The following is a 22864-nucleotide window of genomic DNA, read 5'->3' as shown; positions in this document are numbered from 1 at the left end:
TCTATAGAATATTATCGTCAATTATTAGAGCTATTCACTGAACAATATGAGGGCAAAAATTTACCTATAAAAATGTATAAAAGTGAAATCATATGATTAATTAACAAATAAATAACTAATTTACCATTTATTTGTCTAACGCAATGTATTATTATATAACTAAGGTTTTGTACAATTCCTTAAAAAACAAAAGAAGCTAGGATTATATATGTCCTTAACAGACTCTCATTACGAGTAGATGAGAATGTAAGTTATTGGATTGATGTTTTCAGAAAAACAAGTTTTTTACCAAAAATGATACCATGGAATAAAAATACATGAAATTTTCTTCATTGGTGCGGAATATGAGGTGGATTTTATAAACATTAATAATTTCAATACATTTAATATTTTTACAAATAGTAAAATGAATAATGATGTAGTTACTGTTCCAATAAAGACCTCTTTATTTGCAACAGTATTTAATGATTTTTTGGAAAAAAAATCATTAGCAATAACTAATCCTAACGATTTGAAGTCTTCATTGGAATTACAGCTTTTGGAGGACAAAGTTAATCAAACAGGTGAGCTTGAAGACAAGTATTGCTCGCTATGTGGCTCTATGATTGAAGATGATGGGAGTTGTACATTATGTATTGTGCCAATATTTATAACTGGTAACAGCAACCAAACATTTCAAAACCAAAATGTTTCACAAGTAAATAATTCCTATGTCGAGTTTGGAAGTAGAGTACACCACTTTTTAGAAAGTAAAGAAACATCTATAAAATCACATGATACCAATTTAACATTTATGAAAAAAGCACCTATTTAGTTGAATGGGTGCTTTTTTGTGTCATTATGCGGTTCCAATCAATGTCTGTATAATTAACTATACAAAGCATTTCAAGAAAATCCATTTAAACCACCCGATAATGTGATAATTGAGAGCTTGTATTAATCATGCTCTTCTCTTTCATCAGTGGGATGACAAAACTCCCACTGACCTTCCACTATTCACCTATTACCTTTTCCTGATGCTCCCGATACCTTCGATGTACTGTTGCCTTGCTGACATCAAAGCCTAAGCCTCGAAGCGTCATGGCAATTTCCTCGAATGTAAAGCCTTTGTTTCGAAGCTTAATAATTTCCTCTATCGGGACTTCCTTTCGCTCCTGCCCATTCGGATTTCCACGATTCGATAAATTATTTTCAGGTCTATAACCCTTTTCCACAGCTCGACGCATACCACGCCGTATTTTAGCATTATGGATTCTACGCTGATATTCCTCTACGATCGCTAATATTTCTAGCAGCATCGTATCCATTTCATTTAATTGTACAGGTCCTGCATCCCGCATGGAGAAAACATCTGTTTCTGTTTTTTGCAATAAATGCAGCACAGCCATTCTGGCATTCCCACGTCCTAAGCGAGTTTCATCCTGCACAAATAATGCATGAATTTTCTCTTCTTTAATGAAATCAAGCATTTCGAGTAAGCCATCTCGCTCCACATCATAGCCACTATGCTGATCTAAAAAAATGCCCTTTATATTGTAGCCCTGCTCCTTGGCATAGCGCGTTAATTCTTCCTGCTGACGCTCGAGCGAGGAACTTTGTGTCTCTTTTTCTGTACTCACACGGCAATAGATTACAGCCGATTGTTGTTTATTTATCATGGTTCATTTCTCGCAATTTCAATAGAGTTTATGGGATTGGCTTGGTTTCCCACCACTGGAATGACTAATGATTTACCTGCAATAATTTGAACATCTGGTAATTCATTTTCTGTCTTTACTAATTTAATCCAGTCTTCCTTACTCATTTTACCACGGTATTGCTCTGCTAACGACCATAGGCTATCGCCATGCTCGACCTGTATTTCCTTGTAAGTCACCTCACCAGGATCTGTTATGTAAAGGTATCCTGTAAACAGTAAGCAAGCCCCTAATAAAATGGAGATATGCGGATTTTTCTTTAACCAATTCATCATTATAACCTCTTTTCTAGAATGTTTGTTCGGAATGTATGTTCTTATAATAGTGCGAACAAATGTTTTTGTCAAACACTTTTCGAACCTATGTTTGCATAAGTGTTCGCATTCTGCTATACTATCTAATAAGTAGAAATAAAAGAAAAAAGAGGTGAGCAATCATGAAAAAAGTTTCGAAAAGACAAGAAGACATTTTAGCCTTTATTAAAGAAGAAGTACGCGCAAAGGGGTATCCACCATCTGTACGTGAAATTGGCGAAGCAGTTGGACTTGCTTCAAGCTCAACAGTTCATGGACATTTAGCTCGTTTAGAACAAAAGGGCTTTATCCGCCGTGACCCAACAAAGCCACGTGCCATTGAAATATTGGAGCCAGAAGATTCGATCCAAAAGCAAAGTGTTATTCATGTCCCTCTTGTGGGTAAGGTAACAGCAGGTTCTCCAATTACAGCTATTGAAAATATCGAAGAGTATTTCCCGCTGCCAGATACTTATGGGACAAGTGAGGATCAATTATTTATGCTAGAGATTATGGGTGAATCCATGATTGAAGCTGGTATACTTGATGGAGATTTAGTTATCGTAAAGCAAAAATCAACGGCTGATAATGGGGATATTGTCGTGGCAATGACAGAAGAGGATGAAGCAACGGTTAAGCGTTTCTTTAAGGAAAAAAATCATTTCCGTTTACAGCCTGAAAACTCCACAATGGAGCCAATTATTGTCGATCAAGTTTCAATTTTAGGACAAGTTGTAGGCCTTTATCGTCGTGTGCACTAAAAAATATAAAATTTTTGGATGATTTTAAGAGGCTGATATGTTCCCCGATGAGCATATACCTCTTTTTCTTAATTTGAGACATAGAACAAAATACGATCTACATAGGGAGTGCATCTATTTGAAACAAAAAATTAAGCAAGCTGTACAAGAGGCTTATACGACAATGTATAGCTCCTTAAACGATGAACAAATTTATGCGGCTGTTTTAGTGACAGATGGTGATTGTGGTAGCCTTTATTTAACAATCGGAACAGAAAAATCACTAATTGAAATTGGTCAGAACTATGAGGACGACCCCGAAAACTATCGCTTTTTAAAGGATGAATATTTACATTATGATGAGACGGATATGCTCGAAAAGATTAGTCGTGAATTATTAGATACAATATTGCATATCGAAGACGAGGAATTTGTTAAACATAAAGAGATGCTTCATCAAGCAATGAGTGATACGATGTATGAATTGAAACAGGAGGGCATTATTAACGAAAGCATTTTTGTTTTTATTTCGGTGACTGATGATGACGAGGATGAAATATTGGAGCTAACGTCAGCAAAGCGCTGTAATCCAAATCACCCCCTACTCCCTGCATTTATCCGTAATTGGCAGTATTAAATACCTCTAAGAAGATGTCGAACAAAATTTTTCACCATCTTCCTTTATCAAAAAAAGAATCCACTTCACAATGGATTCTATGCCTCTAATTTGAATGTTAGGCTTGCCTTTATAAAAGCAGTAAATATTTTCTTTGACACTTCATCTCCTGCCATCGCCTGCTCTTCTGGGTGCCACTGTACCGCCAGACAAAACGGGTGATCTTCATGTACGACAGCTTCTACAATTCCATCACTGGATTTGGCAGCAACCTTTAATTTCTCAGCTAATACGTTGACAGCCTGATGATGAAAGGAATTTACAGCTATTTTCTCTTTCTCGGTGATTCTGTTTAGTAATGAATCAGGTGTAACCGTAACATAGTGGGTAGCAACACCCCGAGCTGCCTGCTGCATATGCTTTAATAATTTTTTACTATGATATTCGCTCTCCATATCCTGATAGACATTGCCTCCAAGGGCAACATTTAATATTTGAATGCCACGACATATACCAAAAATCGGCATATTACGAATAAATGCTGCCTCAATTAAAGCAAGCTCTACAGAATCTCTTTCAGGGTGTACCTTCCCTAATTTGGGTGTAGGCTCTGCATCAAAGAGAAATGGATGGACATCACAGCCTCCCGATAGCAATAATCCGTCCGTTAAAGACAAAGTTTGTGCAACATCCTCCTCTATACCAGGTGGAATAATGAGCGGAATGCCCCCAGCTTCGATAATACTATTGCTGTAGGCAGCATTTAATCTTGCTGACAAATCATCCTCCAAAAAGGCCGTTATGCCAATTACTGGCTTCACTTTATCCCCTCCATAATTTCAAGTTATCCCCTACCATAACCCAAGATACCAATTCATCAGGGCATCTCCATAAAAATAGACAACTATAGCCGCAATAGCAATGGATGGGCCAAATGGAATGGGTGTCTTTCTGTCCTGCTGTCTTGCCTTTAACACTATAATGCCAACAACCATTCCTATAACAGCGGCTATAAACAACGTTAAGAGTGTATTTAATGTGCCCAATACAAGCCCTAGTAAAAAGAATAATTTAATATCTCCCCCACCCATACCACCTTTTGACAGGACAGCTATACTATATAATATGCCAAAGCCAACAATTGCACCCAGCGCACTATCCCACCATGGGGTTAACGGTGAAAGTACACGTCCTATGAAGAGCAATGGTAGGAAAAAGAGCAGGACTTTATCAGGAATAAGCATATAGGCAAAATCTGATACTACGATAATGACGAGTAATGATATTAGCAATATAGCTACAAAAAATTCTATGGTAAAGCTTAGTTTCCAATAGGCAAATGCAAATAAAACCCCTGTAATCAGCTCCATTAAAGGATAAATCCAAGAAATTATCTGTCCACAGCTACGGCATTTTCCTCCTAGCCATACATAGGACAATACAGGTACTAAATCAAGGGCTGTTAGCTGCCTTTGACAATTTGTGCAATGTGAGGGTGGTCGCACAATGGACTCCTTGATAGGTACACGTAAGCCCACCACATTAAAAAAAGAACCAAAAACAAGCCCAAAAATAAATACTGTCACGGTATAAGCCATTTCCATTTTTATGTCCTCCTAAACTAAGAGGCGCCCATACATATAAAGTATGCGCGCCTATCTTTATTCTTGTCCCTCGTAATAGAACGTCGTAATCTGTACAGTAGCCTTAATGATAGTATCCGCCTCTTTGTCCAGCTTTTCTTTCTCACCAGGAAGAGACATTTTAATCGTATCAATTTTCATCACTCGCTCAAGCATTTCCACTTCCTTTAAAAAAGTAACCATTGAGTCAAATGTTAAGGCCCCAATATCAAAGGTAAAGGTTACTAGCTTTAGCTCTGGTGGAATGTTTTCCTGAGCAATTGTAGAAATAGGCGGAGTTTCCGAATTCTCTTGATTTTCCTCATTAACCTTTGCTTCTGCCTCAGCAACTGTATTCGTTTGACCCACGTTGGCATCTGCCACAGGCTCATCATAATTATTAAAGATCAGCGACTCCATGCGCGTACCTGTCACCTCTTCAATTTCCACCATATCCCTCAATACCTGCTCAACCGCTCTTACACTAGGCACTTTTTTTTGCATCTCTAAAGTTTCCTGCATGGGAACCTCGAGCTGCTCATCAAAGGAGGCAAGGGATTGCTCTAAGCTTTTAATCTCAGTTTGCAGACTTTGAATATTAGCTTCCTTCGCTTGTACCTCATCTTTCTTTGGCAAAATAACATAATAATAGAGGGCAAACAATAAAGAGGCTATCAACAGGACAAGCAATAGTATGCCTGATTTCTTACTATTTAGTAATCTCATCATGTGCTTCGTCCCCCTACCAGATACATAAAGTCAATTGTAGCTGTAATAGACACAGAGTAACGAGGCATCTGCTTAAATTTTTCCTCAGCAGGTAAGTCCTTGTCCTGCTCTCCTAGCTCAATGTCAAAATTAGTGATAGAGCCAATTTGGGCATCTGTAAAATAAGGACTAGCTAATAAACGCTCGACATATTTAGAAATAGCTGTCATTGTTTCAAAATCTGCCTCAATTGTTACTTGGTTTGTGCCAAATGAATAGCTACGTAAATAGCTTGGACTTGGTAGCAATGCATTTGTTTCATCAATTAAGGGCGTTACGGGATAAGCAACACTTTGTACATATTGAACAGATTGCTTTAATGAGCCTGTATTTTGACTTTGCTTTGTGGCAATATCATTTCGTAGCTGCTCCTGTCTTTCCACTAATCGTCTCTCTTCTGCTGATAAATCCTTTAATGCTGTCCTAGCATCAAAAAATAGATAGGTCATAAACGCTAAAATAATAAGAATAATTGCTAGAATCATATAAATCAACAATGGCGAGGTTTTCCGCTTCTCTAATTTCGGTAAGAGGTTAATTTCTGGAATCATCCGTGAACCTCCTTCAAGGCTAGTCCAAGCAAGGAGGAAAACGCTCTTGAAAACTGTGGAAACTTCTTCTGCAGCATCTGATCATTTAACTCGGTTAATGGAACACCTAAATTGGCACGTAGAAACTCACTAATGGTAGGTAATAAAGGGTTGTCCCCTAAAATAATAATCTCATCAACAGATTTTTCACCCTTATGTAAAGAAAAGCGAAAGAAGTTCATCATACGATCAATTTCCAGCACCTGATCCATAACAATCAACCGGTAATCCTCAAGCTCTCCATTAAATTGAAAGTTATAGCTATATTCGCCCTGTGCCTTGCTTTCCCATTGCTCCATATTGGTATCAATTGATTGATAGCGTAAAAATTCCACATTACCCTGTGAAAATATGCTAATAGATAGTTCATTAATAGACCATTCTGCAATTAAATAGGTTTTATCCATCTCCAATAGCTGCAAATGGTGCAATAAACGAATATTACAAAGAGCACGGATATCCGCTGCCTCTGGCTCCAGTGCAATATCGAGGAGCATTGCCACAATTTTATTCACTTCCTCTGAGGGCGCGGCATATAATTGTGCCTTACCATCCAGTGGATCAGCATCATAAACATCAATAAGGGGCTCCTGAAATGGGAGATGAATCGAGTGCCCAATCTCCATTTCCGCATAGCCTCTAAGCTCCTCTGGCTTCAAGTCATGAGGGACATCAAAGCTTTTCAAAAGAACAGACATATCGGGCACAAACATTCGAGCCAATTGTTTTTTGCCAACCCATTTCGTGACCTCTTGATTCATCGATTCAAATAAAGCGACCTCATCATGGATAATGCCATTTTCAACAATCCCATGTGCTAATGGCAGCTCATAATGCCGCCAACGTGAAGGATCAGGCCCTTCCGCCACAATGGCACGAAGAACATAATCCTTCAATTCGAGGGACACATACGATTTTTTCTTTCTCTTGAACATGTGCAAAGACCCCCTTTCAAGCTACTTCATAGGTGAATTAATTAGTCATCCATTTCCCACCCAGAAATGCAGGTAGTGCGCATTTCTGGGTGAGTTGGGAGGACTATTTTCCAGGTTGCACTGTATGTGTTGAGTCAATTTTACTACCTTTTTGACTATCATCATTTATGATTTTAATTGTTGCATTTTTAAATGATACACTTTTACTTCCACTAAAATTAATATCTGATGTATTTAATTTTTTTGGATTATCAATAGATACAGAAGCTTCCGGAGGAATTTTACCAGCAGACTCTAAGTATTTTGCTGTTACCATTTGTGCTACTGTGACTTTTGTATCTGTCCCTGATACATCAGACTCTCCATTTGGATTATCCGTATAATATAATTGTGCTGCATTTAAAACATTAATCGCATCCGCCTTTACTGCATTATAACGAGAGTTTTCGATAATATTGCCAATTGCAGGGATAGCAATGGCTGCAATAATCGCTAAAATCACGATAACAGCTAGCAACTCAACAATCGTTAAACCCTTCTGATTTTTCAAAAGCTTTTTGTTCAATAATTTTTTGAACATACTCAATTCCTCCTTAAAATTTTTTCTATATGAAGTGTGTCGACACGTACTTCCTACCTAGATAAGCATTTCAATTACTACACTTAATAAAATTTTCTAGTTAAGGCCACAATTTAGCAAATAGAATTAATAATTTTGCGTTTACATATTCTCATATAACTGGAACATTGGTAGAAAAATCGCAGCAATAATAATGCCTACTACCACAGCAAGCACTAAAATCATTAATGGCTCAACAAGTGATTTTAAAGTATCGACTGACCGATCCACTTCCTCCTCATAAAAGTCCGCTACCTTTTCTAGCATATAATCAAGTGAGCCTGTTCGTTCACCGATAGCAGCCATTTGTGAGACAAGTGGTGGGAACAGCCAGCTTTTTTCAAGCGGCTCGGATAAGGTTCCACCCTTTTCTAAATTATCACGTGCCTCTACAACTACCTTGGCAATAACAGGATTTCCTGCTACCTTTTCAACGATGGTTAAGGCATTTAGGATTGGCACAGAGCTGCTAAACAGCGTAGCTAATGTTCGCGTCATGCGAGCAATAACGCTTTTTTGCATTAATGGACCAAATATTGGCATACGCAAAATCGTCATATTGATTGAATAATGAAAGTCTTTATTTTTTTTATATAAAAGGTTAAAGACAACAACGATAATAACCAAGGATAGAATCACAAAATACCAGTTTGCGATAAGCCAATCACTGATCCCAACAACAATTACTGTCAGCAATGGCATCTCCAAATCCATATCCTTAAAGGTAGCCATAAAAGTTGGTACAATAAAGACCATTAAAAACAATCCAACACCAATTGTTAAAATAGATAAAATCGCAGGGTATGTAAGCGCCGATGTTATTTTCCTTTTAATGCTATACTGCTTTTCTAACGTATTGGCTAGTCGATCCAATGTATCGTCAATGCTTCCTGTAGCCTCACCGGCACGCATCATATTAACAAATAAAATGGGAAATACCTTTGGATGCTTGGCTGCGGCATCTGAAAAGGCTGTACCGCTCCGAATATCCTCCTCTACCTCCAGCAAGGCCTTTTTTAACGTTTTATTTTTGGTTTGTGCGGCTAAAATTTGAGTAGCCTCTACAACCGAAATACCAGCACGTATTAATGTGGCATACTGGCGGCAATAGACAACAAAGTCCTGATGCTTTACCTTTCTTGCAATTGAAAGCTCCTTATGTAAAATACTAGTCGATTCCTGTACCTCACGCGCATTAATGCCTTGCTTTCGTAGCTTATCAATCGCAGCCTGTTTATTTAATGCTTCAATAACGCCCTTTTTCTGTACGCCTGCTTTTGTGCGCCCATTATAGCGAAATACGGTCAACTATATTCCCCCGCATTCATATACGGTCTAGCATCCTCAAGTGAGATTTTCCCTGTTGTAATTAACTGCTGGATCGATGATTGAAGCGTATGCATCCCTAGTGCCTTACTTGTTTGCATTACACTCGGAATTTGATGTACCTTTTCATTGCGAATTAAATTCGAAATAGACGGTGCCTGCACAAGAATTTCTGTTGCTGCAATACGTCCCTTTACATCCTTGCGAACAAATAATCTTTGTGAAATAATACCCTGTAGCACATTGGCTAGCTGTACACGTATTTGTGCCTGCTGATGAGGTGGAAAAACATCGATAATACGATCAATTGTCGTTGGTGCACTACTAGTATGTAGTGTCGCCATCACTAAGTGACCCGTCTCTGCGGCAGTGATTGCTGTAGAGATTGTTTCATAATCACGCATCTCACCAACTAAAATAATGTCAGGGTCCTGACGTAGCGAAGCCCGTAAGCCATTGGCAAAGCTTTTTGTATCGACACCGACCTCACGCTGATTAATAATGGATTTTTTATGAGCGTGTAAGTATTCGATCGGGTCCTCCAGTGTAATAATATGCTTCGCTCTCGTTTCATTGATGTAGTCTATCATGGCAGCTAAAGTTGTGGATTTTCCAGAGCCAGTTGGACCAGTTACTAAAAGTAATCCCTGTGGCTTTTCGGCAAGCTGATAGAGCACCTGTGGCATATTTAGCGTTTCAATGGAGGGTATTTTTGCCTCGATTAAACGAGCCGCCACTGACACCTCATTGCGCTGATGATAAGCATTGACACGAAAACGACATTTACTAGGTAGAGAATAGTTAAAATCGGTCTCCCCCTTCTCCTCGAATTCCTGCTGCTTATGAACGGGTAAAATCGTTTTCACCATCTCTAATAAATCGGCACTTTCTAATGGCTCCGTGCCATAGTGCTCAAGCTGACCGTGAATTCGATAAACAGGTGGCACCCCTTTTGTTAAATGTAAATCAGATGCCTTCACTTCAAAGGAACGATGTAATAACTCAATAATTGAATATGTTGTCATTGGGCTCACCTCCTACTCTTTACTTGCAACACGTAAGATTTCAGATATTGTTGTCTGTCCTGCTGCAACCTTTTGTAAACCATCCATTAGCAATGTTTTAAAGTGTTGCTGCTTCATATATTCTCTGATTTTCTGATCGCCTACCTCATGGATAATTAATTCCTTCACATGACGATCAACTGGTAGGATTTCATGAATAGCCATCCTCCCTCGATAACCAGTAAAATTACATGCCGCACAGCCACGTCCCTTACGTCCCTGCGTCACATCGGGAATGCCATTATCTTTGAAAATAGCTAACTCATATTCAGTAAATGTATAAATTTCAGAGCAATCTCTACAATTTCGTCTAACAAGACGCTGTGCCATAATACCGACTAATGAAGACGATAATAAAAATGGTTCAATGCCCATATCCTGCAAACGTGATATAGAATCGACCGCACTATTTGTATGCAGGGTACTTAACACTAAATGCCCTGTTAATGAAGCTCGCGTCGCAATTTGCGCTGTTTCTAAATCTCTAATTTCCCCAATCATGACAATATCTGGGTCTTGACGCAAAATAGAACGCAGCCCTGTTGCAAATGTGAGCCCAACCTCTTCCTTTACCTGAATCTGATTGACACCTGACAATTGATACTCAACAGGATCTTCAACGGTAATAATATTGACACCATCGTCGTTTAATTCATTTAATGCTGCATACAGTGTTGAGGATTTCCCCGATCCAGTTGGTCCTGTTATGAGGACAATACCATTGGGATGTGCAATCATGGAGCGAAATAAAGCTTCATTTTGATTAGAAAAGTCAAGCTGCTCAATACCATTTACAGCGTTTGCTAAATCTAAAATACGCATTACGACCTTTTCTCCATAAACGGTTGGTAGGGTGGAGAGTCGAATATCAATCGGTCGGAAATTAATCGTTGATTTAATACGTCCATCTTGAGGAATTCGATTTTCTGTAATATTAAGATTTCCCATAATTTTTATTCGGGCTAAGACAACACTTTGCATATTTTTCGGCAATGAACGCTCTGTTCTGAGGACACCATCAACACGATATCGTACACGTAGCTCGGTTTCCTGAGGGTCAAAGTGAATATCACTAGCTCGTTGTGCTACACCATTTGCAATAATTTGATTAACAAGACGAACAATTGGTGAATCCTCACGCTCAATATCTGTTTGCATATCGATGGTGGATGTTGCCATATCGGACAGGGCTGCATCCATTGATTCCTGTAGGTCATAATATTTGGTAATTGTTCGATACAAATCGTCCTTCGCCGCAATACTTGTTTCAATTTGACAGCCTGTAGCCATACGCACTTCCTCAATAGCAAAGTAATCCATCGGGTCTGCCATGGCAATAAAGAGCTTATTTCTTTCCTTGCGCACAGGCATAATGTTCGCGCGTTTTGCTAATTCAGCAGGTATCAACTGAAGTAGATCAGGGCTAATCGTATATTGGTTTAAATTAATATGAGGAATCCCAAGCTGAAACTCGAGGACTTCAATAAGCTGTTGTTCTGTTAAGTAATTCTTTTTAATTAAAAAGTCCCCAAGCTTTTCTTCTTTTGACTTTTCAGTTAATGCATACTCTAATTGCTGTGGTGTAATAACACCTGATTCTACGAGTAAATCACCCAGTCGTTTCCGTCCAGCTTTTGCTGCCATGAAAAGTACACCTCTCTTTTAAGGACTCGTTTGTACAAAATTTCCGCCCTTATCATAGTAGCCATAGATAATCTCTGGTCCATCCTGCTTCTGCTCTGTTGCAGATGTATTTGCATCAGGTAAACCATTACCATCTAAATCCATCTGTAAATCAGAATCTGTTGCTGTCTTTTGCTGATCTGTTACGACACTTTCTGAGGCTTCAAGCTTACGAGATGATCGTACAACAATACGGTTGACAGGAGCATAATAGTCTCGACTAACAAGCTGTTCCTCCGTAGAGCCGTCATTGACACGGATGGAGCGATAAATTTCTATACGAACGCCCTCCTGCCCCTCCTGCTCAATTTTTTCCTGACCAGCAGCGAGTTCATCTGAATAGCGAGCTATAATCCTCGGTCTGACAATCTTATCCTTCGTCACACGAACGGTCACTTCCTTGTCTTTTTCCGCAGACCATATTTCAATTTTCAACTGATTTCCTTCAATCGTAGCTTTTAGCTTACTAAGCTGAGCTGAGGTATTCACAAATTGCAAATCCTTGGCAAGCACCACATTCACCTCCGCTTCCAATCCTTGCTGTAGGTAAGAAGGTGGAACGGCTTGAGCATGACGTTCTACAATGACATAATCTGTTTGTAGTATCGTGCTATAGACCATCGAAGCTATAAAATTAAGGGTTTCTGCATGCACCGTATTCGCCTGCTCTCCAAGCAATTGTAGCAATGACATCTTTTGGTTCGGTGCGATTAATTGATTATTCAGCGTATCGAGTAATCCCTCTAAATTGTCAACATTCTTCGGAATATCACTAATTTGAAAAGCAATTCGTTCATTCTCTAATGAGCTAACATCGACTAATTCTGCATTAATCTGATGGCTGCCTAAATTCCCAGCCTGATTCAGAATCCTCGCAATCGTTTCCTCTGTTTTCCATTGCGATTTATTTTTCACAGCTTTCTTTGTATTGACACCAGCTATTACAGGGATCGGGAGCTGAACAGTTCTTTTACTTTCCCAAAAGGCAAACCATGGCTTTTTTGACAGCTCCTCAAATTGTGACACTACCTGCTCTATATCAAACTGTACATCATGTGCATCCAGTTCTTGCTCCGTACCACCACCACTAATAATAAGAGGTGTTTCCTGCCATTTCTCCACAGCATCACGAAGAATTTGGAGGATTTCTTCTTTATTCAGCCCTTCAACAGCAATACCACCAATTGTTGAATCTTTAGGACTTTCTTTCGCAAAGACTGTGCCATTTAGCACAAGTGATGGAACAAAAAATCCTACAATTAGAACAATCGCTAAAATGACGCTAATTATTTTTATGTATGTTTTCATCCATCTCATCCTTCCATTCACTAATGGAATTTCTATTTATATACAAAATGATACTACAACTATAGTAGTTTGACACCCCTAAAAATGCAACTTTTTTCCGATTTAATTTTTAAAACTCCTGAAAAAATTCAAAAAATATTCAAAAAATAGTTCTATAGAATTAAAAATAGAATAAATTCCATTAGATATAGTTCCAGAATTTCGTTATAATACCTTTAATTAATAATTTTTAAGTCATCACCTCTATTTACGTACCGGTGTAGGTAGAAATGTTCAATTTATGGCAGCTTGAATAAATTCAATATTAAAAAATAATTATGACATTTAGGAAGTTTTACATACCTTATGCTCAAAGAAATCTATGTTAAACAAACACCAAATTATGAGTCTAGAGTTTACAGAAAATAGGTTATCCTTCTGCGGAGCGTTCAAAGAGATTGTTAAATAAATTAATATATAGTTGTAAATAAATATTTTTCTAACACTCAAAATGGAGCAAACTATTGATATATCAATAGTTAAATAGGGAGGGAATTGATTTGATAAAATATCTTAAAAATAATCAAGGCATGTCTTTGATTGAAGTTGTCGCCGCCCTTTTAATAATTGGAATTGTGTTAATTTCATTTTTTGGCTTGCTCATTCAGTCAAATAAAACAACGCACAAGTCAAATGATATTTTGGATGCTACTTATGCAGCACAAGTAAAGATGGAGGAGATTTACAATGCGTCTGGTGGGGCAGTTTCTTATGAAGATTTAGCAGGTGGCTATACATTGGATGAAGAGAATCCCAGTTCGACCTTGACTTCTCTACCAACTAACCAAGTGTATAAATATTTACCACATGAAGAGGATCGTTTTACTTACTATTTAACATTAGAAACATTTCCTGCAGATAACACTTATAAAAATGCGGTTTATGTGCATCTGGAAGTTGTTGAAAACAGTACAAATAGCAAAGCTACAATGGAAAATGTGTATATACTAGGGAGGGCAAAATAAATATGAAATGGCTACGAAATAGCAAAGGTCTTACATTATTTGAAGTGCTTGCAGTCGTTGTTATTCTTGCCATCGTATCAATGCTGAGTATTAGTATTGTAACATCTGCTACAAAGCAACAAATCGAGCAGAGTGCACATAATCGCGATATTAAGGATTTATCCTTTGCATTAAAAGTAATCACGAAGGATTTTCGGAAGAGTGATAACCTTACAACAGATTCTGATGATACAACAGACCCTCCGACAGAATTACACACATTATTGTTAGGGGATGAAATTGTATCAACTTATAGGTTAGAAAATAATCAAATTATTCGAAATTCAAACGGTAGTGACGAAATCCTTGCCTATAAAATTTCCAAATTTACAATCAGCGGAGGCGCTATTGAAATTATCAGTGAAGATGGTCAAAGAGCTACAACAGATATTACTCAAAGGAGAGGAAAATAATGAGTAAACAAATTAAAAATCAACGAGGTTCAGCGCTTGCACTTGCGTTATTTTTAGTTGTGTTCATCTCAATCCTTGGTATATCTTTAATAAGTGTCTCTTCTAACAGTCTAAAACAAGTAGACTATGAGCGAAAAGACCAGGCGGTGTTTTATATTGCTGAGGCGGGAATTAATTTAGCTAAAGAAGAAGTAAAATTAAAATTAAGAAAAATAGAAGATGACGCAATCCAAGAGATTACGAAATGGATTATTGATCAAAATATTTACCGTAAAGCTAATAACTTACCAAAGTTAACAAAGCAAATGGCGAGGAAGCATTATGTTGAGGTTGTTCTAAAAGAAGAATTTGATAAAGCAATTGATAAGGGATACTTTTCTGACACATCTTTTACTATCTCTACAGGTAAGGTAGCATCTATTGAGCTACAACCGACAAGTGCAGACTTTAAAGTCAAAATTATTTCAACTGGGACCATTGATTCTGCTAAGGAACGTGTAGTTGATCAAGAAATTAAACTTAGACCTTCCCTTTATAATGATTTAGGTGATGATGAGGAAGATGGCAGCGAAAGTGGTACTCCACCTCTTGTATCTGGAGATTGGGAAAATCATACCGTTCTAACATCTGGAAATATTGTATTTAATAGTAGTGGTGAAATTCATGGGGACACATCTTTAAGATATGGGAATGTAATTTTTAACAACTACTCTGGAAAAATTCTTACTGAAGATGGTTCAACTGGCGGAAAAATTAATATGGATAGTTCAAAACAGTCAATTACCCCTCAAAATCAACAACAAAAGAATGAGTGGCATTACCCTAAAACAATATTACCACCACTTGCAATTGACCCAAAGAGTTTTTTGCCTAATGATTTTTGGGAAAGGACAACGGATAAAACAAATCAATTATCAGCAATTCCATTACTATCAGAATATACGCTATCTAATGGAGTGGATTTAGTTACTAATGGCGTACTTTCAACTGAAGACCCGAAAGGCTATTTGAAAAATAATGTAACATTCAATTTAACATCAGATACACATCTATCAAGAATTAGAATTACTTCCAATCGAACAATTACTATTAACATAGACAGTGAAGTAAATTTATTAGTAGATGATTTTGATATGAATTATGGAACAATAAATGTTACAGGGAATGGAAAGTTGAATTTATATGTAAAAAAATTCACTGCACTTAACTCTACTACTGGGTTTAACGCAAATACAGCAGACCCTTCAAAAGTCAATTTCTATTACGTAGGCTCATCACAATTCACTTTAAATGGTTCTACACCATTTTATGCAACATTATTTAGCCAAAGTGCTAATATGTCATTGGGTAGTGGCTCTAAAGTGTATGGTAATATTATTTCAGGAGGAAGCAAAATCACTTTTTCTGGAAGTACACCTACTACAGGTCAATATGTTATTGCACCAAATGCTGAGTTAATTATTGATGGGAGTGCTTCTATTAGAGGTTCCGTTGTAGCTGACTCTATAAATTTTACCGGTAATGGTAGAATTTATAAAGGCTCTAATTTACCTCCTCTACCATCAGGTGTAGGACCATCAGATGGTTTACTTGATCCTGATGGTGAAAGATTACCTTTTGAAGAAGGTTCTATTATAGAAAACTAATTATACTTTAAACTTAATAATTTCCTAAACAACTGAAAACAGCCAATGAGAAATTCAACTCTCTCTTGGCTGTTTTATCAAATTTACTATTAACATCATCAACAGGAGGTATATCATTTTTTGCAGTAGCTTTACATTGAGCATCATTTCTATAGCTTTCATCACATTTATGGACTTTAACTTTAAACCTGAACCTCAGCTAGAATTCCATCGCATCTACTTCTTCCAGTTAAATAAAGTTTTGAAGGAGTTTGAAAATCGGGTTATTTGCAAGCCTAGGATTCTTCCTCATGTCGGTGTGATAACTTACATTTTACATGGAACCCTTCTTTTTTATTAGATTTTATTGGTAAAAGAAAACTCCTTTATCAAAATCATCATTTATAATTTTAAAATGCCAAAGCGCTGTTAAACAACACTTTGGCATTTTGTATTTGATGGCTACTTTTTACTAACAACCTTATCCCCTTACTTTATTCCTTATCCTTCCTCAACAACCTACCCGACAACAACAATCCGATTCCACCAATCGCGATAAACAGGACAGCTCGTATTAATAGATCGAGTGCAGATAAATCAAAGAATATAAGCTTTATAAACGCAATGACCAAGATAGTAAAGCCCGTTAAGCGTAATGTTCGTAAGTTACGCACCGTACTCAGCCATAGGGCAATACTGGCTGTCACAAAAAGTGTAATTGTAGAGAGTGCAATGCTGAGCTTCCAGTCTAGTAGATTGTTATAGGCTAGCTGATGTACGAATCCCCAAATGGATAGCATTGTTAGCACGATGCCTGCACTCACTGTCGGATCGACGTATTTCTCCATCTGTTGTTGATAAATTTGATAAATACGGCCCTTCATAAGCACATCTATTAATAGTGCCACAAGCACACCAATATAAATGATTCTTGTTAAAAGATGGAGCCATTCTATTCCCTGCATTTCGGCTGGAAGGATACCGATTGACAGCGCAAAAAGCAGGAAAAATGCGCCAAGCACTGGTGTTAATGCGCGTCCTTTATATTTTGCTGGCACTAGAAGGGATGCTGCAAATAGGACAGCTAGCATGATACTCATCATATGCTGGCTGTTGCTAACACCAGCAAAATATACTGCATCAAGCTTACTAATATAGGCTAAGAAGTAACCAGTTGTTATGACCGCTAAAAAGTCTACTACATATAAATCCTTCATCAGTTTTTCAAATACCGAAAGTGACTCTTTCGGACGCATTGCATATAGATAAATAAGCAGCAAATAGATGACTGGCATAAAAAGGCTAGCATGGTTAATGCTAAAAAATGGTACCGGCTCATGAATCATAAAGTTGATTATAATGGTAATAGCAAATATGACCGAGCTGATGACCTTCATCAAGCTTGCTCGTAAACGTAAGCTCATTATAACACCTGTAAATGCGATAAACGGCAATAGTAAATCTTCTACTTTCTCTGGTATATTCATAACGAGTAGCGTATTACATAGGGTGATAAACGCGAGTGTGATGGCACTATCAAATGCCTCCTGCCATTTTTGCCTATAGCCATAACCCGCTAAAGTCGCAAACAAGATGACCAATACGAATAAAAGCACTTCACTATATTCGATTGGTCTAATCATAAGGTTCAAAAGCAATAAGCTAAAAACTCCTAAAGAAAATTGAAGACCGACATGAATATGCTTCCATTTAGATTCAATATTAAATAAACGGCACCAACTCGTATAGCAAATAGCTAATACAGCCATCAAGCCAAATGCCATTATAGCTCGATTGTCAGTGTTCATAAACGCTATAATGCTAACAGCTACCATAGAGAAAAAGGTTGCTATATAGAGTGCCAGCTTTTGCTTATGCTGATAAATGACAAATTGTAGCATCGTAAATAACGCAAGTACATAAATTAAAATAATAACAGCACTAAAATCCATATATTCTAGTAAATATGGTAGCAAGAGTGAAGTGAATGCTACAAACACTGTTAATATCTCATTTTTCTTTAAGTAGCAAATAGCAATCCCATAGCCAATATAGATGATGGCAATAATGAGTGCCAGCGTTAAACCAATAATTTCATACAATATTGCACTAGCCGCTGTTGTTAAAATTCCTACGATAAATGCCCCACCATATAAGGAAATGGTGATAGCTGGAGATCCTTTTTTTCTATGCTCCAGCACATTTGCTAGTACGGCTAAGAAAATCGATAATGCATAGGCGAGGATGATTTTAACCTCATTCGATAAATAACCATAATCACTAACGAGCTTAAGACCCCAAAGCACCCCCATCACTAAAATTACCATGAATATTTTTGGTAAAGCCCACATGATACGTTCCTCCAGCGATTGCTGTGGTTGCTTCTTTTTTTCAGGTATTGGCCTTGGGTTTGGCTTGGAAGTACTATTTGGTTTTTGTTCTGCCAATGATGAAGATTGTTTAATTATTGTTTTTCTAGCATTTATTGCTGTTGATTGACCAGTAGAATGTTGCTGTTTTAAGACATCTAACTCCTGCCTCAAATCCATCATTTCCTTCTCAAGCTTGGCAATCCTTTGCTCCATTTCAAGTGACATCCCATCATCCTCCCTACTTTTTCATTTTTTACATTATAACACCTTTTAGAAAGGTGTAAAATTATACTTTTAGATCATATTTATACTATAGCTATCTAGGTCTTCGATACATTAAAGCACGCTCACTATCCTTCGTACCCCTTGTAGTTGGATCTATAACAACACCCATTAATACGAGAATTGATAAAACAGTATTTAAGATGGATGTTAGCTGCTCACTCATTGCACTCGTTAAATCATAGCCAAAAATAGCTGCAACTTGCTGTGCGAGTAATAAAATCAATGAAAATAGTGCCAATAAAAATGGCTTATGCTGAAGACGAATCTTCCAGTTAATTTTCATAGAAGCTCACCTCCCCCCTTCTCTACAATATATGCACAATGAAAACTTGACACATATGCAAAAATGGAACTCGAGCTATAGAAATAAGGGGTATTAAACAAACAATTTACTTAAACGAAAATTACAAATTTACTTTAAAAATTATATTTTATAGGGAATTGATCACCATAAAAAACAATGTGAAAAAAGTCAGATGTCTCTACTTTTGCTTTATAGTAATTCTTCTTACTAAGAATTTTAGTGTATCAGCATGAATTACAAATACTTAAATCCCCTACATAATGCTATGCATACTTTCTTCATAACTTCTGTCACATTAAAATTTTCCCATCAAAACCATTGACAATAAATTCCTTGCATTGTATGGTTAGTTACAAGAGTAATTAACCAATTAACAAAGGAGGTGGATTGTGATTCATTCTTTAAACAATGAAAAGCCTATCTTCCAGCAAATCCGTGAACGAATTGAGGATGCCATTCTAGATGGACAGTTACAGCCCGAGGATCGCGTTCCATCCACCAATGAATTTGCGAAGGAATATCAAATTAATCCTGCAACAGCTGGGAAAGGCGTGAACGAATTAGTGGATAAAGGTGTTATTTATAAAAAACGAGGTGTTGGCATGTTTGTTAGTACAGATGCTCGTGAAATTTTACTGGTGGAGCGCAAGGAAAATTTCTTTCAGCAGCATATAGAGCCATTAAAAAAAGAAGCCACAAGATTAGGTATTTCCAATGAAGAATTACAAAATATGTTACAAAGGGGTTAGTATATGAAAATCGACGTAAAAAATGTTGTTAAAACATTTAAACATAAGAAAGCTTTAAAAAATCTCACATTTACGCTAGAGGGACCTAAAATTATTGGGTTTTTAGGTCATAATGGTGCTGGTAAAACAACCTTTTTAAATTTATTAGCTGGACTTATTGCCCCAACTAGTGGAAGCATCTCTGTCAACGGAGAAAATGTGTTCAATGCACCTGCAACTTTACGTGATATTTGCTTTATCGCAGAAAGTGGTAATTTTCAGGAGGAAATGACCATTGCACAGGCATTAAAAGCTAATAGTTTCTTTTATCCACAATGGGATGAAGCACTTGCGAGGGAGTTACTAGAGGTATTTGCATTAAATCCCAAGGATAAGGTTCGTGGTTTATCGAAAGGAATGGTTTCAGCTTTAGGCATTATTACAGGGTTTGCAAGCAATGCAGGAATAACAATTTTCGATGAGCCTTATATCGGGCTTGATGTCGCTGCACGAAATACATTTTATGATTTATTAATTGAGCAACAAACTGAAAATCCAAGACTTTTTATCTTGTCCACACATTTAATTGATGAGGCAAGTGATCTCTTCGAGGAAATTCTAATTTTGAATGAAGGGCAGTTGTTGCTTCAAAAAGCAGCAGAGGAATGGCACCAGCATATTGTAGCTGTAAAAGGAAACGCTTCAGATGTTGAGCAGGCAATACATGGACTAGAAATTATCTATCAACATATGTTTATGCAGAAATTAACTGCGGTAATCTATAGCGATGGTCGCCATATCGAGGGGCAGAATATTAAACTTGAGCGTGTTTCCTTACAGGATATGTTGGTGTACTTAAGTAAGCAGCAGAAAGCGAGGGCTATTAAATGAATACAGTGAAGGGTAGTTTTTATATTCTATTTCAAAGCTATAAAAAGAAAAACATTATTTTTTGGAGCATTTTATTTTCTATCGTTCTATTGACTTTTTTCATAGATACTTTTTTTGGGCAATACTTGTTTTCTTTCGCCATTACGATTTCTATTCCAGTCTATATCTTTTACAGTTCAACGGCATCAAAGTTGTTAAATAACACCTTGCCTTATTTTTTAAAACTCGGAATAAGTCGTACGCAGTATATGGTCAATGTTGGTCTCTTTTTTATCTGCTGGAGCCTAGCTGGCGCTGTAATCATTACTTGTACGCATAAAGTCATTACCTACTTTACAGCATTACTAAAAATTAAAGAAATATTTATTATTCATCCAATATACTTTTTCGGAAACTCCACTGCATTTATAGATACAGTTGCACTGGACACGGTATTACTACTATTCGCTTTAACATCTGGGCTATTGTTAAACATTATCTTTTATCGTTTTGGAACTGTTGGTGGTTATAGTTTTATCGGATTAGTTTGTTTAATTCCAATTACTATGGTCATTTTCGAGTGGTATACTCCATTGTTTGAACTGTTTTCAAAAGTATCAGCTATAACAATAGTAAGTAGTCTATTAGTATTTAGTGTCCTCCTATACTTTATCATCTCACTGGCTTTACGGAAGGCTTCAGTAAATCCTGCTTAATTCAAAAAGAAGGGATCGTGTAGATGACAAAAAAATCTTTTTTAAACTAATTGGCTTAGAACTTTTACTTATATTTTTCTATGTTATAAATGGTGCCTACGTTTCCATTCAACAACCATCAAGTCCCTTTTTCCAATTTGCGCTGCTAGTACCTCTTTCATTAGGGCTCTTTGTGTACATTGCAGTGAAAAAGAAATGGCACCAATACTTCTTCTTAGCTTTTAATAAAAGTGATATTTTACTTGTTAGCCCACTTATTTTCGTTTTATGTATCATTCTTTTCGGTACCAAAGGCTTGAATACAGAATCCTTTAGTAATTTAATCGTGATGTTGATCATGCAATTGTTCGTTGTAGCTTTTATCGAAGAGACCGTTTTTAGAGGCATCATGCTACGGACGCTATTAGCAAAAGGGCCTTTAACAGCCATTTGGGTATCAAGTCTCCTATTTAGCATCACACATGCCTTACAGTTACTTGGTGGTCAATCTCTTGAAGATACAGTTATCCAATTAATCTATGCACTACTTGTCGGGCTTGTACTTTCTTTATTAATTTTAGATGGTCAATCCATCATTCTAACAATATTGTTCCATAGCTTGAATAATTTCTTTAACTTTATGGGCAACGAGGAAAGCTCTTTGTTATATACCTATATTATAATAATTGTACTTTTTATCTATATGCTACTATTATGGAAGCGTGTGAAGAAAAAAATAGTCATCTAATAGTATGTTCTCTTGATGCCAGGTCATTTGACAAGAAGACTTGGCATCTTTTTGTCAGGTATGTTATTATTTTTTAGCCTCTTCCCCATTTATTTGAAAAAGAGGAATTTCCCCATTTTTTATACAGTCAACTAATACATACTCCACTTCATTTTGATCATTTACCCTAGACATTATATTTTTGCAAACATCTGTCTCTTGCCCTTTGTCCTGCCCTCCAAATGCATCCTGTGAATTATCATGCGTATATTGAATGTCCTTCCCATCAAAATGTACATCTTCGAAGATGGGATCCCCCTCTTTTGTATAGGAAGTCACTCGAACAGTATCCTCTTGATTATTAGCTAGATGCTCAAGAAATAGTTCAAATCGTTCTAAATTATGTACTCCGTTATGTAAAATTGTAATATCCCCTCTTTTAATCGCTTTAGAGGAGTCGTATCCACCTGTTAAGGAACACCCAGTTAAAATGATTAAAACCATTAAAAAGAATAAAATTTTTTTAAGCAAGGCTTAACCC

The 22864-nt window shown here is 37.0% G+C and carries 25 protein-coding genes; 10 read left to right on the top strand and 15 right to left on the bottom strand.

Annotated elements, in window-relative coordinates:
* Positions 1–349 precede the first annotated feature (349 nt).
* Complete coding sequence (locus QNH24_RS06575) at positions 350–814, top strand: hypothetical protein (protein ID WP_283871290.1); 465 nt, start codon at positions 350–352, stop codon at positions 812–814.
* A 178-nt stretch (positions 815–992) separates the two neighbouring features.
* On the opposite strand, the gene QNH24_RS06570 is transcribed toward QNH24_RS06575, so the two are convergent.
* Together QNH24_RS06570 and yneA are read right to left on the bottom strand one after the other, a co-directional pair.
* Positions 993–1658, bottom strand: a complete 666-nt coding sequence (locus QNH24_RS06570; RefSeq protein WP_283871289.1) for a YneB family resolvase-like protein — start codon at positions 1656–1658, stop codon at positions 993–995.
* A complete protein-coding gene (yneA, locus tag QNH24_RS06565) occupies positions 1655–1972 on the bottom strand; it encodes a cell division suppressor protein YneA (RefSeq protein WP_283871288.1) in 318 nt (105 codons plus the stop codon). The genes QNH24_RS06570 and yneA overlap by 4 nt, the downstream gene beginning before the upstream one ends.
* 161 nt (positions 1973–2133) lie before the next feature.
* Here yneA and lexA point away from each other — a divergent pair, with 161 nt between their 5' ends.
* The gene (gene lexA, locus QNH24_RS06560; protein ID WP_283871287.1) at positions 2134–2751 is read left to right on the top strand and encodes a transcriptional repressor LexA; all 618 of its coding nucleotides are present in this window, start codon (positions 2134–2136) and stop codon (positions 2749–2751) included.
* A gap of 118 nt (positions 2752–2869) precedes the next feature.
* Positions 2870–3367 (top strand): DUF4303 domain-containing protein, encoded by a 498-nt coding sequence (locus QNH24_RS06555; protein WP_283871286.1) that lies wholly within the window; start codon positions 2870–2872, stop codon positions 3365–3367.
* A 77-nt stretch (positions 3368–3444) separates the two neighbouring features.
* Here QNH24_RS06555 and QNH24_RS06550 read toward each other — a convergent pair whose 3' ends face one another.
* From QNH24_RS06550 to QNH24_RS06505, 10 genes are all read right to left on the bottom strand, one after another.
* On the bottom strand, positions 3445–4167 hold the full coding sequence (locus QNH24_RS06550; protein WP_283871285.1) for a gamma-glutamyl-gamma-aminobutyrate hydrolase family protein: 723 nt from the start codon (positions 4165–4167) through the stop codon (positions 3445–3447).
* A 30-nt stretch (positions 4168–4197) separates the two neighbouring features.
* Positions 4198–4950 carry a prepilin peptidase gene (locus tag QNH24_RS06545; RefSeq protein WP_283871284.1) on the bottom strand — a complete coding sequence of 251 codons (753 nt, stop codon included), beginning with the start codon at positions 4948–4950 and terminating at the stop codon, positions 4198–4200.
* Positions 4951–5007: 57 nt separating this feature from the next.
* Entirely contained in the window at positions 5008–5697 is a 690-nt protein-coding gene (locus tag QNH24_RS06540) for a hypothetical protein (RefSeq protein ID WP_283871283.1), read from the bottom strand.
* Complete coding sequence (locus tag QNH24_RS06535) at positions 5694–6287, bottom strand: PilN domain-containing protein (RefSeq protein WP_283871282.1); 594 nt, start codon at positions 6285–6287, stop codon at positions 5694–5696. Before QNH24_RS06535 ends, QNH24_RS06540 begins: the two co-directional genes overlap by 4 nt.
* Positions 6284–7261, bottom strand: coding sequence for a type IV pilus biogenesis protein PilM (pilM, locus tag QNH24_RS06530; protein ID WP_283871281.1), 978 nt, complete (start codon positions 7259–7261; stop codon positions 6284–6286). The genes QNH24_RS06535 and pilM overlap by 4 nt, the downstream gene beginning before the upstream one ends.
* Before the next feature lie 103 nt (positions 7262–7364).
* Positions 7365–7841, bottom strand: coding sequence for a prepilin-type N-terminal cleavage/methylation domain-containing protein (locus tag QNH24_RS06525; protein WP_283871280.1), 477 nt, complete (start codon positions 7839–7841; stop codon positions 7365–7367).
* Positions 7842–7982: 141 nt separating this feature from the next.
* A complete protein-coding gene (locus QNH24_RS06520) occupies positions 7983–9188 on the bottom strand; it encodes a type II secretion system F family protein (RefSeq protein WP_283871279.1) in 1206 nt (401 codons plus the stop codon).
* Entirely contained in the window at positions 9185–10231 is a 1047-nt protein-coding gene (locus tag QNH24_RS06515) for a type IV pilus twitching motility protein PilT (protein WP_283871278.1), read from the bottom strand. Before QNH24_RS06515 ends, QNH24_RS06520 begins: the two co-directional genes overlap by 4 nt.
* 12 nt (positions 10232–10243) lie before the next feature.
* A complete protein-coding gene (locus tag QNH24_RS06510; protein ID WP_283871277.1) occupies positions 10244–11914 on the bottom strand; it encodes a GspE/PulE family protein in 1671 nt (556 codons plus the stop codon).
* 18 nt (positions 11915–11932) lie between these two features.
* Positions 11933–13261, bottom strand: a complete 1329-nt coding sequence (locus QNH24_RS06505; RefSeq protein ID WP_283871276.1) for a VanW family protein — start codon at positions 13259–13261, stop codon at positions 11933–11935.
* A gap of 539 nt (positions 13262–13800) precedes the next feature.
* On the opposite strand from QNH24_RS06505, the gene QNH24_RS06500 reads away from it, so the two are divergent.
* The 3 genes from QNH24_RS06500 to QNH24_RS06490 are packed head-to-tail and all read left to right on the top strand — an operon-like array spanning position 13801 to position 16363.
* Positions 13801–14265: a prepilin-type N-terminal cleavage/methylation domain-containing protein gene (locus tag QNH24_RS06500; RefSeq protein ID WP_283871275.1), complete on the top strand. Its 465-nt coding sequence runs from the start codon at positions 13801–13803 to the stop codon at positions 14263–14265.
* 2 nt (positions 14266–14267) lie between these two features.
* Positions 14268–14717: a PulJ/GspJ family protein gene (locus QNH24_RS06495; RefSeq protein ID WP_283871274.1), complete on the top strand. Its 450-nt coding sequence runs from the start codon at positions 14268–14270 to the stop codon at positions 14715–14717.
* Complete coding sequence (locus QNH24_RS06490) at positions 14717–16363, top strand: pilus assembly PilX N-terminal domain-containing protein (protein WP_283871273.1); 1647 nt, start codon at positions 14717–14719, stop codon at positions 16361–16363. The genes QNH24_RS06495 and QNH24_RS06490 overlap by 1 nt, the downstream gene beginning before the upstream one ends.
* Before the next feature lie 473 nt (positions 16364–16836).
* Here QNH24_RS06490 and QNH24_RS06485 read toward each other — a convergent pair whose 3' ends face one another.
* Complete coding sequence (locus QNH24_RS06485; protein WP_283871272.1) at positions 16837–18939, bottom strand: DUF2339 domain-containing protein; 2103 nt, start codon at positions 18937–18939, stop codon at positions 16837–16839.
* Positions 18940–19030: 91 nt separating this feature from the next.
* Positions 19031–19282 (bottom strand): phage holin, encoded by a 252-nt coding sequence (locus QNH24_RS06480; protein WP_054772305.1) that lies wholly within the window; start codon positions 19280–19282, stop codon positions 19031–19033.
* Positions 19283–19692: 410 nt separating this feature from the next.
* On the opposite strand from QNH24_RS06480, the gene QNH24_RS06475 reads away from it, so the two are divergent.
* The 4 genes from QNH24_RS06475 (at position 19693) to QNH24_RS06460 (ending at position 22344) form a co-directional block, all read left to right on the top strand.
* Positions 19693–20052 carry a GntR family transcriptional regulator gene (locus tag QNH24_RS06475; RefSeq protein WP_283871271.1) on the top strand — a complete coding sequence of 120 codons (360 nt, stop codon included), beginning with the start codon at positions 19693–19695 and terminating at the stop codon, positions 20050–20052.
* A gap of 3 nt (positions 20053–20055) precedes the next feature.
* Positions 20056–20922, top strand: a complete 867-nt coding sequence (locus QNH24_RS06470) for an ABC transporter ATP-binding protein (protein ID WP_283871270.1) — start codon at positions 20056–20058, stop codon at positions 20920–20922.
* The gene (locus tag QNH24_RS06465; protein WP_283871269.1) at positions 20919–21617 is read left to right on the top strand and encodes a hypothetical protein; all 699 of its coding nucleotides are present in this window, start codon (positions 20919–20921) and stop codon (positions 21615–21617) included. Before QNH24_RS06470 ends, QNH24_RS06465 begins: the two co-directional genes overlap by 4 nt.
* Before the next feature lie 172 nt (positions 21618–21789).
* Positions 21790–22344 carry a CPBP family intramembrane glutamic endopeptidase gene (locus tag QNH24_RS06460; RefSeq protein WP_283871268.1) on the top strand — a complete coding sequence of 185 codons (555 nt, stop codon included), beginning with the start codon at positions 21790–21792 and terminating at the stop codon, positions 22342–22344.
* Positions 22345–22410: 66 nt separating this feature from the next.
* Here QNH24_RS06460 and QNH24_RS06455 read toward each other — a convergent pair whose 3' ends face one another.
* Positions 22411–22854, bottom strand: a complete 444-nt coding sequence (locus QNH24_RS06455; RefSeq protein WP_283871267.1) for a DUF4362 domain-containing protein — start codon at positions 22852–22854, stop codon at positions 22411–22413.
* Between the last annotated feature and the right edge of the window lie 10 nt (positions 22855–22864).

The organism is Lysinibacillus pakistanensis, assembly GCF_030123245.1.
Lineage (GTDB): Bacteria > Bacillota > Bacilli > Bacillales_A > Planococcaceae > Lysinibacillus > Lysinibacillus pakistanensis.
This window is presented reverse-complemented; position numbering and strand designations above follow the sequence as displayed.